Source organism: Ilumatobacter nonamiensis YM16-303, from assembly GCF_000350145.1.
GTDB lineage: Bacteria > Actinomycetota > Acidimicrobiia > Acidimicrobiales > Ilumatobacteraceae > Ilumatobacter_A > Ilumatobacter_A nonamiensis.
This window is the reverse complement of sequence record NZ_BAOL01000034.1, coordinates 1-17,501: the sequence shown is the minus strand read 5'-3', so window position 1 is coordinate 17,501 and position 17,501 is coordinate 1. Positions and strand designations below refer to the sequence as shown.

General features: G+C 68.1%; 10 protein-coding genes. 4 read left to right on the top strand and 6 right to left on the bottom strand.

Annotation, left to right across the window (positions count from 1 at the left end; all coding sequences use genetic code 11):
- Positions 1–80: 80 nt before the first annotated feature.
- Positions 81–1,469, top strand: a complete 1,389-nt coding sequence (locus tag ON45_RS04655; protein WP_051062462.1) for a carotenoid oxygenase family protein — start codon at positions 81–83, stop codon at positions 1,467–1,469.
- Between the two features lie 288 nt (positions 1,470–1,757).
- Here ON45_RS04655 and ON45_RS04645 read toward each other — a convergent pair whose 3' ends face one another.
- From ON45_RS04645 to ON45_RS04630, 4 genes are all read right to left on the bottom strand, one after another.
- Positions 1,758–6,371, bottom strand: a complete 4,614-nt coding sequence (locus tag ON45_RS04645; RefSeq protein WP_040492349.1) for an Lhr family helicase — start codon at positions 6,369–6,371, stop codon at positions 1,758–1,760.
- Positions 6,372–6,465: 94 nt separating this feature from the next.
- Positions 6,466–9,039, bottom strand: coding sequence for a hypothetical protein (locus ON45_RS04640; protein WP_040492347.1), 2,574 nt, complete (start codon positions 9,037–9,039; stop codon positions 6,466–6,468).
- Positions 9,036–9,581 carry an RNA polymerase sigma factor gene (locus tag ON45_RS04635; protein WP_040492345.1) on the bottom strand — a complete coding sequence of 182 codons (546 nt, stop codon included), beginning with the start codon at positions 9,579–9,581 and terminating at the stop codon, positions 9,036–9,038. The genes ON45_RS04640 and ON45_RS04635 overlap by 4 nt, the downstream gene beginning before the upstream one ends.
- A gap of 92 nt (positions 9,582–9,673) precedes the next feature.
- Positions 9,674–11,371 carry an ABC-F family ATP-binding cassette domain-containing protein gene (locus ON45_RS04630; protein WP_051062461.1) on the bottom strand — a complete coding sequence of 566 codons (1,698 nt, stop codon included), beginning with the start codon at positions 11,369–11,371 and terminating at the stop codon, positions 9,674–9,676.
- Between the two features lie 165 nt (positions 11,372–11,536).
- On the opposite strand from ON45_RS04630, the gene ON45_RS04625 reads away from it, so the two are divergent.
- The 3 genes from ON45_RS04625 (at position 11,537) to ON45_RS04615 (ending at position 14,614) form a co-directional block, all read left to right on the top strand.
- Positions 11,537–13,318, top strand: a complete 1,782-nt coding sequence (locus ON45_RS04625) for a DEAD/DEAH box helicase (RefSeq protein WP_051062458.1) — start codon at positions 11,537–11,539, stop codon at positions 13,316–13,318.
- 81 nt (positions 13,319–13,399) lie between these two features.
- Positions 13,400–14,059, top strand: coding sequence for a metal-dependent transcriptional regulator (locus ON45_RS04620; protein WP_040492343.1), 660 nt, complete (start codon positions 13,400–13,402; stop codon positions 14,057–14,059).
- A gap of 36 nt (positions 14,060–14,095) precedes the next feature.
- Positions 14,096–14,614, top strand: coding sequence for a hypothetical protein (locus tag ON45_RS04615; RefSeq protein ID WP_040492341.1), 519 nt, complete (start codon positions 14,096–14,098; stop codon positions 14,612–14,614).
- A gap of 16 nt (positions 14,615–14,630) precedes the next feature.
- On the opposite strand, the gene ON45_RS04610 is transcribed toward ON45_RS04615, so the two are convergent.
- Both ON45_RS04610 and ON45_RS04605 read right to left on the bottom strand, forming a co-directional pair.
- A complete protein-coding gene (locus ON45_RS04610; RefSeq protein ID WP_040492340.1) occupies positions 14,631–15,110 on the bottom strand; it encodes a pyridoxamine 5'-phosphate oxidase family protein in 480 nt (159 codons plus the stop codon).
- A 166-nt stretch (positions 15,111–15,276) separates the two neighbouring features.
- A complete protein-coding gene (locus ON45_RS04605) occupies positions 15,277–17,427 on the bottom strand; it encodes a HelD family protein (RefSeq protein ID WP_040492338.1) in 2,151 nt (716 codons plus the stop codon).
- Positions 17,428–17,501: the final 74 nt, after the last annotated feature.

Genomic DNA, 17,501 nt, shown 5'->3' with positions numbered 1-17,501 from the left:
GCGCTCCGTGCGCGAACTGTTCACGAGTTGCCGTCGCGAATGGGTTGACAAGTGTTCACTTATCGGTTTGAGTGGACGCCATGACCGACACGCTCGACCCCACGGACCGACTCGCGGACGTCGCCGACCTCCCGATTCGGCGTCCGAACGACAACCCGTACCTCGCGGGCAACCTCGCACCGGTGCCCGACGAGGTGACCGCCTTCGACCTCCCGACCGCCGGCGAGATCCCCGCGGAGCTCGAAGGCCGCTGGCTGCGCAACGGGCCGAACCCGGAGTCGGTCGCCGATCCGCTCACGCACCACTGGTTCCTGGGTACCGGGATGGTTCACGGCGTGCGGCTACGCGGCGGGAAGGCCGAGTGGTACCGCAACCGGTTCGTCCTCGACCCCGCCGATCGAGCGGCGGGACTGTTCGGAGCGAACACCAACGTCGGCGGCTTCGCCGGCACGACGTGGGCGATGGTCGAGGGCGGTCAACCGCCGATCGAACTCGGCTACGAACTCGAGCCGAAGGGCGTCAACCGGTTCCACGGAACACTCGACGGCCCGTTCACGGCCCACCCGAAGTACGACCCGTCGACCGGCGAGCTCCATTCGATGAACTACCACTGGCCCGACCTGATCGACCACGTCGAGTACACCGTCGTCGGGGGCGACGGCCGCGTGACGAAGAGCCTCGCGATCCCGGTGAACGACATGCCGATGATCCACGACATGTCGCTGACCGACAAGTACGCGATCGTCTACGACCTCTCGGTGACCGTCAACCTCGAGGTGCTCACCGCCGGCTACGCGTTCCCGTTCAAGTGGGATCCCGATCGCCCGTGCCGCGTCGGTCTTCTCCCGCGTGACGGCGGCGCCGACGACATCATCTGGTGCGACGTCGATCCCTGCTACGTGTTCCATCCCTTGAACGCGTACGACGCAGCGGACGGAACGGTCGTGGTCGACGTCTGCCGCTACGACGCGATCATGGTCGACGACCGACAGGGTCCGTTCCGCGATCATCTCGCCACACTCGACCGGTGGATCATCGACCCGGTCGCCCGGCGTGTCCGCGAGACCCGACTCGACGACCGACCTCAGGAGTTCCCTCGCCACAACCCTCGGTTCGGTCTGAAGCAGCATCGCTTCGGCTACACCTCCGAGGTGATCGCCTCCGAGCACAACATCCACGGTGCGATCATCAAGACCGACACCGACACCGGGTCGACGGAGACCCACGAGTTCGGACACGGACGTGGCGGGGCCGAGCCGGTGTTCGTCCCGAAGGCGGACGGCACCGCGGAGGATGCCGGGTGGATCTTGACCGTCGTCTACGACGCGGCGACCGACCAGAGCGAACTCCACATCCTCGACGCCGAGGACATCTCCGGCCCCGAAGTCGCCGCGATTCAACTCCCGCAGCGGGTCCCGTTCGGCTTCCACGGCAACTGGGTCCCCGATACCAGCGTCGCCCCCACCTGAGTCGTTCACGTCGTCACCCCCCACGCGCACGCCCCGAACCCTGCGCGACCACCACGGACACCCCTCGCCCCGCCGCAGAAATTTCGCGGGATCGAGACGCTCACGGACCCGAAACGACGAGATTTCGCTATGACGATGGCGCCGCCGTCGAAATTTCGTGGCATCAGGACGCTCACGGTCACGCTCCCACGAAATTTCTCGAGCACGAGCAGGAGCACGGAGCCGAGCAGGAGCAGGAGCAGGAGCACGGAGCCGAGCAGGGGCCCGAGCGCACCTCGAGCCGGCAGCTCAGCCGCGGAAGGTCATGCCGCGGTAGCCGTCGGCGAAACCGGCGGTGCGGAGGATCTCGACCAGGCCGTCGGGTGCATCCGGGCCCGTGACGGTGTCGCCGTTGATCTTGCGGACCTCGACCGACTTCGCGCGACCCTGCTCGACGAGCGACATCAGGGCGCGCGCCCAGGAAGCGTCGACCATCGTCTCGGGGAAGGTGACCAGATGATGGCTCCGGCGATCGAACCAGGCGAGCAGCTTTCCGGCGCGGAGCACGACGAGCGACGATGCGCCGCGCGCCGGCCGACCGACGGTCTCCGGCCAGGGCAGGGTTCCGCCGTACGGGTTGGCGGGGTCGGTCGAGGCGAGGACGATCGGATCGGGAACGTCCTCGGGGTGCAGAACCGGGTCCGGCGTCTCACGCGCCGACCGCAGGCGATCGACGGCCCCTGGCACTGCGAACTGAGCCGCACCGAGACCGTCGACGAAGTACCCGCGCCGGACCTGGCCACGCTCCTCGAGCACCTTCAACACTCCGTACACGTTGCTGAAGCCACCGGTGATGCCTTCGGCGAGCACGGCCTCGCGCGTGACCACGCCGTACCGCTCGACCATCTGGAGTGCCTGGGCGTGTGACGACTCGGTCGGGTGCGGCACCGGCTGCAGCAACGGCGCGACCAGGCTCCATCGACCTTGACCCGCGGGTGGCCCGATGCGGTTGAGGCGACCGGGGCGCGGACGGCCACCGACCCGCGACGACCGCGAACCGGCTCGACCCGCCTTGACCTTCGCTCCGGCAACCACCGCACGCAATGGAGCGAGTGAGTCGTTGGTGACCTCGCCGGCCCACACCAGGTCCCACAGCGCGGCCAGGATCTCGTCGTCGTTCGACCCGGGAGCGGCCCCGCGCAGCTGGTTCCAGAAGCTCGCACCCTGCTCGGACAGCGACGACCGGATCGCCTCGTGGAGCGCCCCGTCGGGACGATCGCGGTCCTCCCACCCGGGCGCCAGCAGCGGGAGTTGGTCGGCGAACGTGAGGCGGACGCGACCGTCACGCGCTCCGACCGCTCCGGCTCCGACCCACACGACTTCTCCGGCGGTGCACAGCTCGTCGAGCATCGCCGAGCGATAGGCCGCAACTCGCGCCGGGAGGATGTCGGCCTCGATCGTCGACGCCACGAGCGCCGCCCCCGACAGCACGGTGAGCGACTCGACCAACGCGTCGGCGCCCCGACGCTGGGCCGGGATCTCGTGCCAGGCCGGCAGGAACCGCGCGAGCGCTTCCTGTTCGACCGGCTCGACCTCGCGGCGAAGTGCGGCGAGCGAACGCCTCCGGAGCTGGCGCAGCACGTCGACGTCGACGAACTCGCGGGAGACGCCCTCGGGCCGGAACTCGCCGAGGACGAGACGTTCGTCGGCTTCGAGCGCGGCGATCGCACCGCCGACCCGCTCGAGCGGAGCGTCGAGCCGACCGGCGACGTCGGCGGCGACGAACGGGCCGTGCGTGCGGGCGTAGCGACCGACCAGATCCTCCAACGGTCGCGCGACCGGTTCGGTGAACGCGAACGGCAGGCCGACGGGAATCGCGCAACCGAGCGCATCCCGATACCGAGCCGCGTCCTCGGCAGCGGCGAAACGCATCTCGCCGCCGACTCCGATCTCGATGGCCCGCTTCTCCTCGACGAGCTGCTGCATCCAGACCTGTCCGAAACCCCCGCTCGTCGGAAGCTCCGGCGCATCGACGGACGAGCGAACGCCATCGCGGTCGTCGGTGCATCGCAGGTCGACCTCGGCGGCGGTCAGGTCGCCGACCTTGCGGAGGACGTCGTGCAGCTCGTCGGGTGATCGTGCGCGCCGGTGCTCGGCCACGCATTGCAGCTCGAGTTCGACGTCGGCCAACACCTCGGGATCGAGAAGGTCCCGCAACTCCTCCGCTCCGAGCAGATCGCGCAGCAGATCCCGGTCGAGCGCCAGCGCTGCGGCGCGTCGCTCGGCCAGCGGGGCATCGCCCTCGTACATGTACGCAGCAATCCAGTTGAACAGCAGGCTCGACGCCATGGGGCTGGCTTTGGCCGTGTCGACGCTGACGACACGGATCGCACGCGACCGGAGCAGTTCGAGCACCTCGCGGAGCGCGGGAACGTCGAAGACGTCCTGCAGACACTCGCGAGATGCTTCGAGCAGGATCGGGAACGTCGGGTACTTCGAGGCGACCGCGAGCAGGTCGGCGGCGCGTTGACGTTGCTGCCAGAGCGGCGTCCGACGGTCGGGTCGACGTCGTGGCAGGAGCAACGATCGCCCTGCGCACTCCCGGAAGCGTGCCGAGAAGAGCGCCGTCTGCGGCAATGTCGACACGACGAGTTCGTCGATGTCCTCCGGGTCGACGAGCAGCGCCTCGACCGGGACGTGCTCGGCCGACTCGGGGAGGCGGATCACGATCCCATCGTCTCCCCACATCGTCTCGACCGGGATGTCGTAGAGGTCCATCAGTTGGCGCTCGATCGCCATGGCCCACGGCGCGTGGACCGGTGTCCCGAACGGGCTCAGGATGCACACCCGCCAGTCGCCGATCTCGTCACGGAACCGCTCGACGACGATCGTCTTGTCGTCGGGTACGACGCCCGTCGCCTCGGCCTGCTCGTCGAGGTACTGCACCAGGTTCGCCGCGGCGAACGCGTCGAGCGAGTACTTCTCGTTCAGGAGTTCGATCGCCTCCGAGAATGCGCGGTCGTGACCGGCACCGACGTACATCTTCTCGCGGATCTCGCCGACGAAGGCACCGAGGGCTCGACCGAGTTCGAGGGGGCGGCCGGGGCGGTCGCCGTGCCAGAACGGCATCTTGCCGGGCTGACCGGGTGCCGGGCTGACCGTGACCCGCTCGAACGTGATGTCCTCGATCCGCCAGGTGGACGCGCCGAGTACGAAGGTCTCGCCGGGCCGCGACTCGTAGACCATCTCCTCGTCGAGTTCTCCGACACGGGTACCGTCGGGGAGGAACACCCCGAACAGCCCACGGTCGGGAATCGTGCCGCCCGACGTGACCGCGAGGCGCTTCGAACCGTCACGGGCGCGGACGGTGTCGTTCACCCGGTCCCACACGATCCGCGGGCGGAGCTCGGAGAACTCCTCGCTCGGGTAGCGACCGGACAGCAGATCGAGCACGTTGTTCAGCAGCTCGTCGGAGATCTCGGCGAAGTTCGCACAGCGCCGCACGATCGCGGTCAGCTCCGCGATCGAACACTCCTCGACCGCGGCCACGTGCGCCACGATCTGCTGCGCGAGCACGTCGAGCGGATTGCGGAGGAACCGGCTGGATTCGATCTCACCGTCGAGCATGCGGCGGGCCACGACCGCCGTCTCCAGCAGATCGCCCCGATGCTTCGGGAAGATCGATCCCCGCGACGGCTCACCCACCTGGTGCCCGGCGCGCCCGATGCGCTGCATCCCGCGGCTCACGGCGCCCGGCGACTCGACCTGGATCACGAGGTCGACCGCACCCATGTCGATGCCCAGTTCCAGCGACGAGGTCGCCACGATCGCGCGCAACTCGCCACGCTTGAGCTGATCCTCGATCACCACTCGTTGCTCGCGCGCCAACGACCCGTGGTGCGCCTTGACCAACTCCTCGACCATCGCTCCGGTCTCGGGATCGACGATGCCGGGCACACCCTCGTCGACCGCCAATTCGTTGAGCTTCGCCGCCAGTCGCTCGGCGGCGCGGCGAGCGTTGCAGAAGATGATCGTGGTCCGGTTGGCGAGGATGCGGGTCAGGATCTCCGGGTAGATGCTCGGCCAGATCGACGTGCGGCGTTCGGTGAGCGCAGCACTCGCTGGTCCGGACCTCAACTCGGTCGAGATCTGACCGAGTGTCGACATGTCCTCGATCGGGATGACCACTTCGATCTGCATGTCCTTGCGGATCCCGGCGTCGATGATCCGGACCGGTCGCTTCGTCCGCACATCGCCGTCCGCATCGGGAGTCGAGTAGCCACCGAGGAACTCGGCGATCTCCTCCAGCGGTCGCTGTGTCGCGGACAACCCGATTCGTTGCGGTGGTCGCTCGGTGACCTCCTCGAGTCGCTCCAGTGTGAGCGCCAGGTGAGCCCCGCGCTTCGTCGTCGCCATGGCGTGGATCTCGTCGACGATTACGGTCTCGACACCGACCAGGGTCTCCGCTGCTCGCGAGGTGAGCATCAGGTAGAGCGATTCCGGGGTGGTGATCAACAGGTCCGGCGGTCGACGGATCAGCTTCTGACGGTCGTTCGACGGTGTGTCACCCGTGCGCATTCCCACCTCGGGAGCGATGAACGGTTCGCCGAGGCGTTCCGCCGCGAGCTCGATGCCCTTCAGCGGCGCCCGCAGGTTCTTCTCGATGTCGAACGCGAGCGCCCGCAGCGGCGAGATGTAGAGCACACGGGTCCGATGCGTTCGATCCTCGGGACGTGGCGTCGTGGTCAATCGATCGATCGACGACAGGAACGCGGTGAGTGTCTTGCCCGACCCGGTCGGAGCGCAGATCAGCGTGTGTTCACCCGCCCCGATGTGCGGCCAGCCCTGGATCTGCGGCGACGTCGGCGCCGGGAACGACGACGCGAACCACTCCCGTACGGCCGGCGAGAACGCGTCGAGCACATCGTGGTGAGCGATTCTCCCAACATACCAACGATGGGAACATTCGTTCTGTCCGCGAGCGTGATGTGACGGGATCAGCCCCGCAACATCACGGTCAGATGCAGAGTTCGGCGGAGAAGTCCTGGTGGCCGCGGCCGGGCTGGCACCGATACGTCGTCGTCCCCGACACGAACCGGAGCAGACCGTCGTCGCCGACTTCGGTGGTGATGGCCAACTGAGATGCCGCGACCGAATCGTCGAGGAAGCCCTCCGTCGTGACGCGGATCACCGGCGCCGGGGCGTCGTCGTACTCGATCGTCACCCGTTCGTTCGCCCCGACCGTCGACTTCAACTGCAGCGCGAACAGCCCCGGATCGCCGGCCCAGTACGGCTGACGCTCGGCGACGTCGTCGTTCAGACCGGGCGCGAGGATCGCTCCGTCCCGGTCGGTTTCGATCTTCCCCGACCAACCGGCGGTGGCGATCTCGTCGAGTGTCCGGCGCACGAACGAGTCGCCGTCGGCCACGACGATGGTGCCCGACGGTTCGAGGAGCGAGACCGTCGACGGTCCGTCGATCGCCTGGAAGTAGACGTTGCCGTTGTCCGGCCAGTCGGGCCCGAACTTCACGAACACCCTCGCCGCCCCGGAGCGGAGCTGCGCCACATCGGTGGCGAGCGCACCTCCGTCGTCGGTCGCGACGATCTGCGGAAAGTCGCGCGGGTACTGGAACACAGTCGGGAGTGCGAAGCGCGTGAAGGTCGACTCGCCGTCGATCCGAGTGAGACTGTTGCCTTCGTCGCCGAGGTTCAGGTCGAACGACGGGGCCTCGGACTCGATCACGCCACCACTGCGGTCGACCCACCGGTAGATCGGTGCATCCAACGACGGACGGGTCTCGCGGGGACCGCAGCACGGGACGACCGTGAGTCCGGCACGTCGCGGGATCAACGTGCTGTCGCCCGTCCCGTCCAATCCGGTCCAACTCATCACGACCTGCCCGGCGTCGTCGCCGACCAGCGGGATCGCCAGGAGGTCGTTGCTCGGGTCCTGCGCCCCCGGTGTCGTGATCCGGACGTACGCGACATCGTCCGGCCCGACCGTCAGGAGGTTGCCGCCGTCCGCGGGGATGACGTCAGGACCGATCGGGACCTCCGACTGGAGGTCGTTCCCCGCCGAGTCATACACGCGAAATGCCGGGACGGTCGGGTCGTAGGCGACGATCCGGCCGTCCTCGGTGTTCGCCAACTCGGTGCAGTCGAACTCCGAGACGCACGTCCGCTCGATGGCGATGGCGTCGTCATCCTGTTCGGCAACGGTCGTCGGCGGAGCGGTCGTGCTCGTCGGCGTCTCTCCCGCTTGCGTCAGCGCGTCGTCGAGGAATGCGAACTCGAGATCCGTGTCGGTGCGACGCATCAGGACCGTGCCCCACACGTCGCTCGCCACGACGTCCCAGTCCTGCGGAAGCCCGACCCATGTGCCGGACCCGTCCGGGTTCAGGATCGCGACCACCGGAAGCGAGTTCGGACCGAAATCCTGATCCGGTGTCAGGTCGGCTCCGATGCGCTCGAAGTAGACCACCCGGCCGTCGGTCGTCGGGGCCGGGTACGTCCGACCCACGAACGGCGTCGCGTTGGTCGGATCGCGGGTGATGTCCAGTTTCCACGACACGTTCGAGTCCACGAGTTCGATCACGCTCGCGTCCTCACGGAAGCCGTCGTCGTCCGGATCACCGAAGGCGGGAAGCGGGAACTCGTCGACCGGTTCGAGTGGCGCTCCGGTCTCGTCGACGTACTCGATGACGGTGTCACCCACCTGACGACCGCGGTCGATCACGCCGTCGGAACCGTGACCGAAGAAGAACGGTGGGAGTTCGAGGTACTCGTTCCATGGGACCTCCTCGACCGCGATCACCTCGCCCGCCTGTTCGCCGACGAACGGAATCGCGACGAACCGCAGACCGGTCGGGGCCGCGTCGCTTCCATCGTCGAACGCCGCATCGCCCAGGCCGTACACGACTCCTCCCGGACCGGAGACGATCGACGAGATCTGCTCCTCGATCGGGATCCGCCGGACTTCGCCCTGCGGACCGATGACCGACATCGCGTCCGTCCCCTTCTGGTGGACCACGATGTTGTCGGGGCCGATCGCGACGGACGCAGAACTGTCGAGCGCTCCATCCGGGTTCAACTCGATCGGGACGCGGGCGAACACCTCGGGGTCGATCACCGACGGCGGGTTCGCTGCATCGACACGGATCGTCTGTTGTTCGAACGGCGGTGCCGGGACCGTCGTCGGGGCGGGTGTCGACGTCGTTTCCGGCGCGACGGTCGTCTCGGGAACGGTCGGTGCCGCGGAGGTGGGAGCTGCCGACACGGCAGCCTCGGGCGGGTCGGTCGCCGGAACGATCGTGTCGCTCGCGTCGCCGCCGAGCACGGTGACCAGACCGCCCGCGATCAACGCGATCACGCCGGCGGCAGCACCGACCAGCAACCACGGCGAACGCCGGTCACGCCGCGGGGTCAACGTCGTGGACGTGATGTCATCGCCCGTGTCCCCGGCCGAGATCAGGGAGCGCACCGACCCGAGCGCGGATTCGGTTTCGGCGTTGGTGACCGAGACCTCGTGTTCGTGGACCGCTCCCATCGCGATCCCGCGGAGTTCGGTGTCGTCGCCGTCGTCGTGGGTCATGACCGGGCCTCCTCGTCGTCACTGGGCGTTCGAGCCGTGTCGGTGGCGTCGAGCGCTCGCCGCAGGTTCCGACGAGCTTTGGACAGCGCCGACTTCACGGTCCCGGTCGCGATCTCCATCGTCTCGGCGATCGTCGCGATCGACTGGTCCTCCGCGTAGTAGAGCGTCGCGGCGAGTCGCTGCTGCTGTGACAACGGCGCGATCAGTTCGCTCCATCGGCGCGATGCGGCGATGTGCGCCGGATCGGTCGAGCCGGTTCCGGGCGTCGGATCGGTGTCGCGACGCGACTGCATCCGCTCGACGGCCGACCGCTCGACCGAACGCGTGCGGTGCTGATCGATCAGCAGGTTGCCCATCACGCGCCGACACCAAGCCATCGGTGAGTCGTACGTCGCGAGGTCGTCTCGTCGGCGGTACGCGCGCAGCATCGTTTCCTGGGCGAGTTCCTGGGCGACCGCCCGCGGTGTGGACATCGCGAGTCCCATCGCGACCAAGCGCGGGTACGCCGACCGGAAGAGGTCGTCGTACTCGTCATCGGTCACGCTGGATTCCTCGCCTTCATACTCTCCTACACGAAGCAGCCCGCACATCGGTTGCTGCCCCTGTTGTCGCCCTACCCAGGACGTGCGTCACCTCAAACGTCCGGAGACGGCCGTCGGCGACCGGCACCGATGGACGTTCTCGGATCGAGTTCTTCGACGTTGCCGTCGCTGATGCTCAGCACCCGGTCGAAGGAGACGGCCTCCAGGAGGGCACGGTCGTGGGTGACCATCAGGACGGTTCCTGCGAAGCGGTCCACCGCAGCCTCGAGTTGTTCGATCGCTTCCAGATCGAGATGGTTGGTGGGCTCGTCGAGTACGAGCAGGTTCGCTCCGTTCGCCATCATCACTGCGAGCGCGGCACGGGTCCGCTCGCCCGGCGAGAGCGTCGACCCCTCGCGCCCGAGCTGGCCGGGCCCGAGGCCGAACTTCGCCAACAGCGTGCGCGCCTCGGATGGCTCGAGGCCGGTCGCCGAGCCGAACGCTTCGAGCAGGCCGGCAACGCCCACGATCGACGTCCGCGCCTGCTCGATCTCGCCGATCACAACATTGGCACCCAGCCCGGCGCGACCCGATGTGGGCTCGATCCGTCCGAGCAGGAGTTCGAGCAGTGTCGTCTTCCCGGTTCCGTTCGCACCGACGATCGCGACCCGGTCCCCGAACGCGATGTCGAGGCTGACGGGACCGAGCCGGAAGTCCCCACGTCGGACGGTCGCAGCATCCGCTGTCGCGACGATGTCACCGCTGCGCTCGACCGTCGGGATGTCATACCTCAACTCCCAGGGAGTACGGGGTTCCTCGACCTGCTCCAGGCGCTCGATCGCCCGATCCGTCTGCGCGGAGCGTCCCGCCAGCTGTTCCGTCTGGTTCAACTGGTGATGCCGGATGAACTTGTCGCGTTCGTCGGACCGTCGAACACGACCGGCACCCTTGGCCGCCCACTCCCGTTCCCGTTGCCGACGGTCGAGCAGGGTACGGCGTTGAGTGTCGTACTCGTCGTAGCGCGCTTGCGCTCTCGCACGGGCGCGGATCCGCTCGTCGAGGAAAGCCACCCAGCCACCGTTGAACACCGTGACGCGATGCGAATGGTGATCGATCTCGGCGACACCGGTGATCGTCCGTTCGAGGAACGCCCGGTCGTGACTGACCAGCGCCACCGGCGCCGCGAGCTCGCAGACCCATCGCTCCAGACGGTCGAGCCCGTCGATGTCGAGATCGTTGGTCGGCTCGTCGAGCAACACCACGTCGAAGCGCGACAACAGCAGCGATGCCAGCGAGATCCGCGCCGCTTCACCTCCGGAGAGCGTGGCGGTCGGTTGGGCGAGGACGCGTTCGATGATCCCGAGATCGGCGAGCACCTGACCGACCCGCGCCTCGAAGTCGGCCGCTCCGAGCGCGAGCCACCGCTCGAGCGCTTCGCCGTAGTCGTCATCGGCCCCCTGCCGGCCGTCGGCCAACGCACGCGTCGTGGCATCGAGCCCCGCCTGGGCCTCAGCGACACCGGTGCGGCGAGCGAGGAACTCGTGGACCGTCTCGGTCGAGGAACGATCGGGTTCCTGGGGCAGGTAGCCGACGGTCGCGGTCTTCGGCGTGATCTCGACCGAACCCTCGACGGTGCTCGTCGAATCCGAGATGCGGCCAGCCAGAGCTTGCAGCAGCGTGGATTTCCCGATTCCGTTCGGCCCGACGATGCCCACCCGTTGGCCGGGCGTCAGCTGGAGGTCGACGGCGTCGAGCACGGTGTCGGCGCCGCGTGTGACGGTGAGTGAGCGGGTGGTGAGGGCAGCAGGCATCGGGTTCTCCAACGGTGGGAGCGACGCCGGAAGGCGTCGGGCGAACGGACGGTGGACGTCACTGCTGCTTCATCACCTTCGACAGTAGTCTCGACGGTCCCCTGTCTCGGCGTGACTTTGCGGTCGCACCTCGACGCTCCACCGAAAATCCCTCCACCCCCGTACGTGTCGACGATCACCCTCCGCCCCTGGCAGCGCGCTGCCTTCGACCTGTTCTCGGCCGGAGCCGTACCGGACCCCGTCGACGGCTCGATCCAGCCGGATTTCCTGGCGGTCGCGACTCCGGGAGCCGGAAAGACGACGTTCGCCCTGACGTGCGCCCGCGCCGCGCTCGCCGAACAGCCCCGTCCGTTGATCGTGGTCGCCCCGACCAGCCATCTCAAGACGCAGTGGTCACTGGCGGCGCACCGACTCGGCCTCGAACTCGACCCCCGATGGTCGCCGGGCGACGGGCTGGCGCGTGACGTCCACGGCCTCGTCACCACGTATCAGCAGATCGCGACCGGGTCGGCGGCCACGAAGCTCGCGGGTCTGACCGCCGACGGTTTCGTCATCCTCGACGAAGTACACCACGCCGGCCACGAGAAGGCGTGGGGCGACGGGGTCCGCAAGGCCTTCGGTCACGCGTACCGGAGGCTCTCCCTGTCGGGCACCCCGTTCCGCAGCGACGCGGTTCAGATCCCGTTCGTCCGCTACGACGCGACCGGCGAGGGCGAACTCGCGCACGCCGACTACACCTACGGCTACGGCGATGCGCTGCGCGACGGCGGCGTCGTTCGACCGGTCTACTTCCCGCGCGTCGACGGTGACCTGGAGTGGACGACCGCTGCCGGCGATGTCGTCTCCGCCTCGTTCCAGGACGAACTGACGCGGGACCAGGCATCGATGCGACTGCGGACGGCGCTCAGTCTCGAGGGTGAATGGATGCCGTCGGTGTTGGCGCAAGCGGTCGACAGGCTCCGTGTCATCCGTTCGACTCCCGTGGACGAGGGCGGTCAGCCCGACGCCGGCGGTCTCGTCATCGCGAGCGACCAGGAACACGCCCATGCGATCGCTCGGCTGCTCCGAGATCGGTTCAGCGTGCCGTCCGATGTGGTGGTGAGCGACGATCCCGGCGCGTCGAAGCGGATCGAGGAGTTCTCCACGAACGATCGCCCGTGGCTCGTGTCGGTGCGGATGGTGTCCGAGGGTGTCGACATCCCTCGGCTGCGCGTCGGGGTGTTCGCCACGACGACGTCCACCGAACTGTTCTTCCGCCAGGCAGTGGGGCGTTTCGTTCGCTGGCAGGCCGGCCGAGCTCGTCAGAAGGCCTACGTCTACATCCCCGACGATCCGCGTCTCCGTGCCCACGCCTTCTCGATCGCCGAGGCTCGGCGCCACGTGCTGCGGCCGGTCGAAGATCGGGAGGACGACGAGTTCCAGGTCGACGGTGGGCTCGATGACCAGACCGTCGCGGATGACGCGGAACAGCTCGCACTCTTCTCGGAGTTCTCGGTCGTCCACGCCCATGCGACGGCGGTGTCGGTCCACACCGTCGGTGCGGACGGTGGCGTCATCGCCGGCGACGACCAGTCCGACGAACACACCGGCGTTCACTACGAGCCGACGTACGACGTGACCGTGCCCGCCTTCGACGACGAGCCCGACCCTCCCGCGCCGTTCTTCGCATCCCGTCCGGAGTTGAACGTCGACCTTCCGGACATCCCCACGGCGGCCGGACTCGTGCCGGCCGGGGCGCTCAGCGTCGCCGAGATGAAGGATGATCTGCGGACCCGGAACGCACATGTGGCCAAGCGCCTGGTCGACGTCACCGGCTGGAGCCACTCGAAGGTGCAGGCGGAGATGAACCGCAAGGCCGGTGTCAGTCGCGTGGCGGCGGCAACCAACGAGCAGCTGGCCCGACGTCTGCGCCACAGCGAGTCGTGGCTGCGGCAGCTCCTCCGCTGAGCTCGTCCGCTGAAATCATCCGGTGAATCGTCCGCTCACGCTCGGCGAGACCCCCTGATTCCCGCGAGGTACACTTCGAACATGCCGGCTGCTGGGGAACACCATCCTGCGTTCGAGGAATACTGCGAATGCATCTTCGAGCTGCGTGAGGACGACCTCGACGTCATCCAGGCGCGCATCGCCGAACGACTGCAGGTCAGTCGCCCGGCGGTCAGCGAGATGATGAAGCGCCTCGAGACCGAGGGCCTGATCACGTCCGACGACGGCATCCGCCTCACCGCCGAGGGACGCACGTTGGGTGAGCAGGTCGTGCGACGTCACCGCCTCGCCGAGCGCTTCCTCACCGACGTCCTCCACCTGTCGTGGGCGGAGGCCCACCACGAGGCCGGCAAGTGGGAGCACGTGATCAGCGAATCGGTCGAGACGGCGATGATCGAACTGCTCGGCGACCCCACCACCTGCCCACACGGCAACCCGATCCCGGGCAGTGAGTACGTGGCCCCCGACGCATCACCGCTCTCGTTGATCGAAGTCGGCGGCGGTTTCACCGTGAGCCGGATCACCGAGGAACTCGAATTCGAGCCCGGTCTCCTGGAATTCCTCGAGGAGTCGTCGATCCAGCCGGGCAAGGCGGGCGTCGTCACCGCATCGTCGCCGGATGGCACCCTCACCGTCGAGATCGGTGGGCGTCATGTCGGCGTCGGCTCCTTCGCCAGTGAGCGGATTCTCGTCTCCTCCTGACGAGGTGTCCTCCCGCCGACGGGCCATGATGAGGCGATGAGCGGACGCATCCTGCAGCGCGCGGCCATCGTCGCGGCGGTCACCCTGGTGGGCGGCTGCGCGACCACGGTGGACGACGACACCGCCGACGTCCCGGACGACCCGGCAGCGAGCCTCAGCGAGGCGGAACTCACCGGTGGCGAAGGACGCGAGCTGGCCGAGGACGACACGAGCCCGCTCGACACCGGCGTGATCGTCGATTCCGCTGCTCCGGCGGCCACCGTCCCGATCGAGGGTTCGGCCGCAGATCTCCTTCCGGAGATCGGGATCGAGATGAGCCGCCTGAGCGCCGAGATCGCCGACGACGGTGACGAAGACGCCACGATCGCGCGGATCGAGGGTCTCTGGGCAGCGATCGCCGACGAGGTCGCCGAGACCCACCCTGACCTGGTGCCGGCGATTCAGACGACGGTCGACATGGCACGGAATGCGGTCGACACGAACCGTCCGGCCGACGGTGACAAGGCGTTCAGCATCCTCACCGACCTCATCGACGACTACACCGGCGACGCCTGAGTCGCGGCCGAGCCGGTCAGGCGCTCCAGGTCAGGACGTCGCCCGTTCCCTGCAGCAGCATCGTCCCGGGGAACACCCGCAGCCGAGTCGGTTCGAGTCGGAGGACGCCGAACTCCGGCGACTCCGCGGAGGTCCATCCCGGGATCATCGCCGGGTCGTAGCCCACCGGCTCCGGCCCACGAGCGAACCGGTCCCACGCGGCGGAGCGTTCGTCGGGTGATGTCTCCCACACCGAGTCGCAGTCGGCGGTGCACGTGTCCTGTTCGGGCGACCAGTAGGTGACCGACACCCGCGAGTCGTGCGCGAGGTCGGCAGCCTTCGGTGAGTGCGGGAAGGTACCGATCCATCCGTGGAGACGATCGCCGTCCCACTCCCAGATCGGGTGCAGCACGCGAGTACGCGGCTGGCCCGACGGGCTGATGGTCGCCACCGTGGCCCACACGATGCGGTGGGCCATGTCGACGAAGGCCGGGGCAGTGACGGACAGTGGACTCATGAGTGTTCTCCTCGGTTCGAATGAAGGGTCGGACGGAACAACTCACAGGTTCATGCCGGCCACGGTAGGACGCGGCAGCTCCGGCCGTCCAGCGAGTTCCGGCGAGCGGTGGCATCGAATCGAGTTCGGACGGCCACCCGAAGCGGCGACGGGATGCGACGACGACTCAGCGCATCGGCGCGGGGAGATCGTCCGCGTGGACGACCGTCAGCCGTTGCGTCGACCGGGTCAACGCGACGTACAGCGCACGCATCCCGTGTTCGATCTCGCTCACGATCTTGCTCGGCTCGACCACGATCACGCCATCGAGCTCGAGGCCCTTCACCACGCTCACCGGGACGAGCGTGACACCGGAATCGAGACCCGTGCGGGTCGCCGATCCGTGATCGATCCCCGCAGCGGTCAGCGCGACCGAGAGTTCCGGAAGCATCCAGTCGGGTGCCACGACACCCAGTGATGCACCCGGCAGTGCGGCCCGCATCGACTCGACCTCGATGGTGACCGTGCTCGGAAGGTCCCCGGCAGACGGTGCCCGCACGATCGACGGACCGACGTCGCCGATCCGCACCGACTCCGGCGCACGCAGCCCCGGCGTCGCCACCTCGGCGACGCGGTTCGCCAGCTCCATGATCTGGCCGGGGATCCGATACCCGACCGACAGTCCGATCACGCGCGGTGGCTTGCGATCCGGCAGGTGGGCCAGTACGTCGTCCCACGAGTTCGGGGCGAGCGGTCCGGTGGCCTGAGCGATGTCGCCCACGATCGTCATCGATCCGTTGAGCGAACGCCGTGTCGCCATCTTCAACTGCATCGGGGTGAGGTCCTGGACCTCGTCGATCACGATGTGGCCGAAGGTGCGGATCTCGTCGGCCTCGTCGAGCTTGCCGCCCTTGCCCGGTTTCGGTCCGAGGACGTCGAGCGCGTCATCGAGCAGAGCCACGTCGGAGGTGGTCCACATCACGTCGTCGACCGAGTCCGAACGATTCCGGAACAACGCCAACGCCTCGGACTCGCTCATCACATCGCGAGCCGCGAGTTTCAGCAGCGCCTTCGAGCCGAAGAGATCGTGCAGCAGTTCGGCCGGGGTGAGCACCGGCCACATGGAGTCGAGGATCGAACGTCCTTCGTCGGTGCGGCGGAACGCGTCCTTGATCTGCCGCGGCCCGACCTCGGGATCGCGCACGGTCTCGACCAACGCCGCCCACACCTCGTTCTCCACGTACCGGCGGCCGGCATTGTGTCGCTTGAAACGGCGCTTGGCCTGCTTGACGATCCGTGCCGACTCCTCGGCGCGCAGCCGGACATAGCCCGCGCCGAACGGCAGCACGATGTCTTCGCGCAGCGGCCGCTCCCGGTCGGAGATCGCATTGTCGATGAGGTCGGACATCCGGTCCTCACCCTTCAACCGAGCCGCGGTCGGCGAGTCGTCGCCCTCGTCCCCCGGGCGCAGGAACTGGACGCCACGCACGAGGTCGGCGAGCACGACCTGATCGACGCCGGCCTCACCCAACGACGGCAACACCCGCTCGATGTAACGCAGGAACACGCGGTTCGGGCCGATGACGAGCACGCCCTGATCCTCGAGCGGGAACCGGTGCGTGTACAGCAGGTACGCAGCGCGGTGGAGCGCGACGACGGTCTTGCCGGTACCGGGCCCGCCCTGGACGACCAGGACACCGTGTTGAGGCGACCGGATGATCTCGTCCTGCTCACCTTGGATCGTCGCGACGATGTCGCCGAGCGTGCCGGTGCGGCCGCGCTCGATCGACGCGAGCAGCGTCGAGTAGCCGCGCAACCCGGTGTCGTTCGCGACGACGCCGGACGGTTCACCGCCGAGTCCCTCGTCGTGGCCGAGACCGAGGTGCCCCTCCCCGAACAGTTCGTCCTCGATGCCGAGCAGCTGGTGGCCCTCGACGATGAAGTGGCGACGCCGCGCGAGGCCCATCGGCTCACGCCCGGTGGCGCGGTAGAACGGTTCGGCGACCGGTGCACGCCAGTCGACCACGACGGGCTCGCGGTCCTCGTCGGCCACCGCGAGTCGTCCGATGTGGAACGGTTCGGTCTGGTCGGGCGATTCGGCGAGCCGGTCGATCCGACCGAAGACCAGCGAGGAATCGCCGAGGTCGAGGTCTTCGAGGCGTTTGACGATCGCTTCGTCGAAGGCGTTGCGTTCGAACCGCGCCTGGAACGTGCCACCGAGGTCGGCTTCGTTCATGTTGCGGATCCGCAGGGCCGCCTCACGGCTGTTCGCGAGGCAGCGGTACGCATGATCGATGTAGGCCTGTTCGTCGGCGAGGTCAGGGTGCTGCTGCGTCATAAGGGGCGCGGAAATGCTATCGGCGCTCCTCCCAACCCCGACCTCGTGATCTTCTCCGGCGCTCCGTGCGCGAA

What these genes read in the sequence shown, in the direction of transcription:
- ON45_RS04615 (WP_040492341.1), top strand. Translation starts at nt 14,096, where the DNA reads ATGAGCGGACGCATCCTGCAGCGCGCGGCCATCGTCGCGGCGGTCACC.
- ON45_RS04610 (WP_040492340.1), bottom strand. Translation starts at nt 15,110, where the DNA reads ATGAGTCCACTGTCCGTCACTGCCCCGGCCTTCGTCGACATGGCCCAC.
- ON45_RS04655 (WP_051062462.1), top strand. Translation starts at nt 81, where the DNA reads ATGACCGACACGCTCGACCCCACGGACCGACTCGCGGACGTCGCCGAC.
- ON45_RS04620 (WP_040492343.1), top strand. Translation starts at nt 13,400, where the DNA reads ATGCCGGCTGCTGGGGAACACCATCCTGCGTTCGAGGAATACTGCGAA.
- ON45_RS04605 (WP_040492338.1), bottom strand. Translation starts at nt 17,427, where the DNA reads ATGACGCAGCAGCACCCTGACCTCGCCGACGAACAGGCCTACATCGAT.
- ON45_RS04630 (WP_051062461.1), bottom strand. Translation starts at nt 11,371, where the DNA reads ATGCCTGCTGCCCTCACCACCCGCTCACTCACCGTCACACGCGGCGCC.
- ON45_RS04640 (WP_040492347.1), bottom strand. Translation starts at nt 9,039, where the DNA reads ATGACCCACGACGACGGCGACGACACCGAACTCCGCGGGATCGCGATG.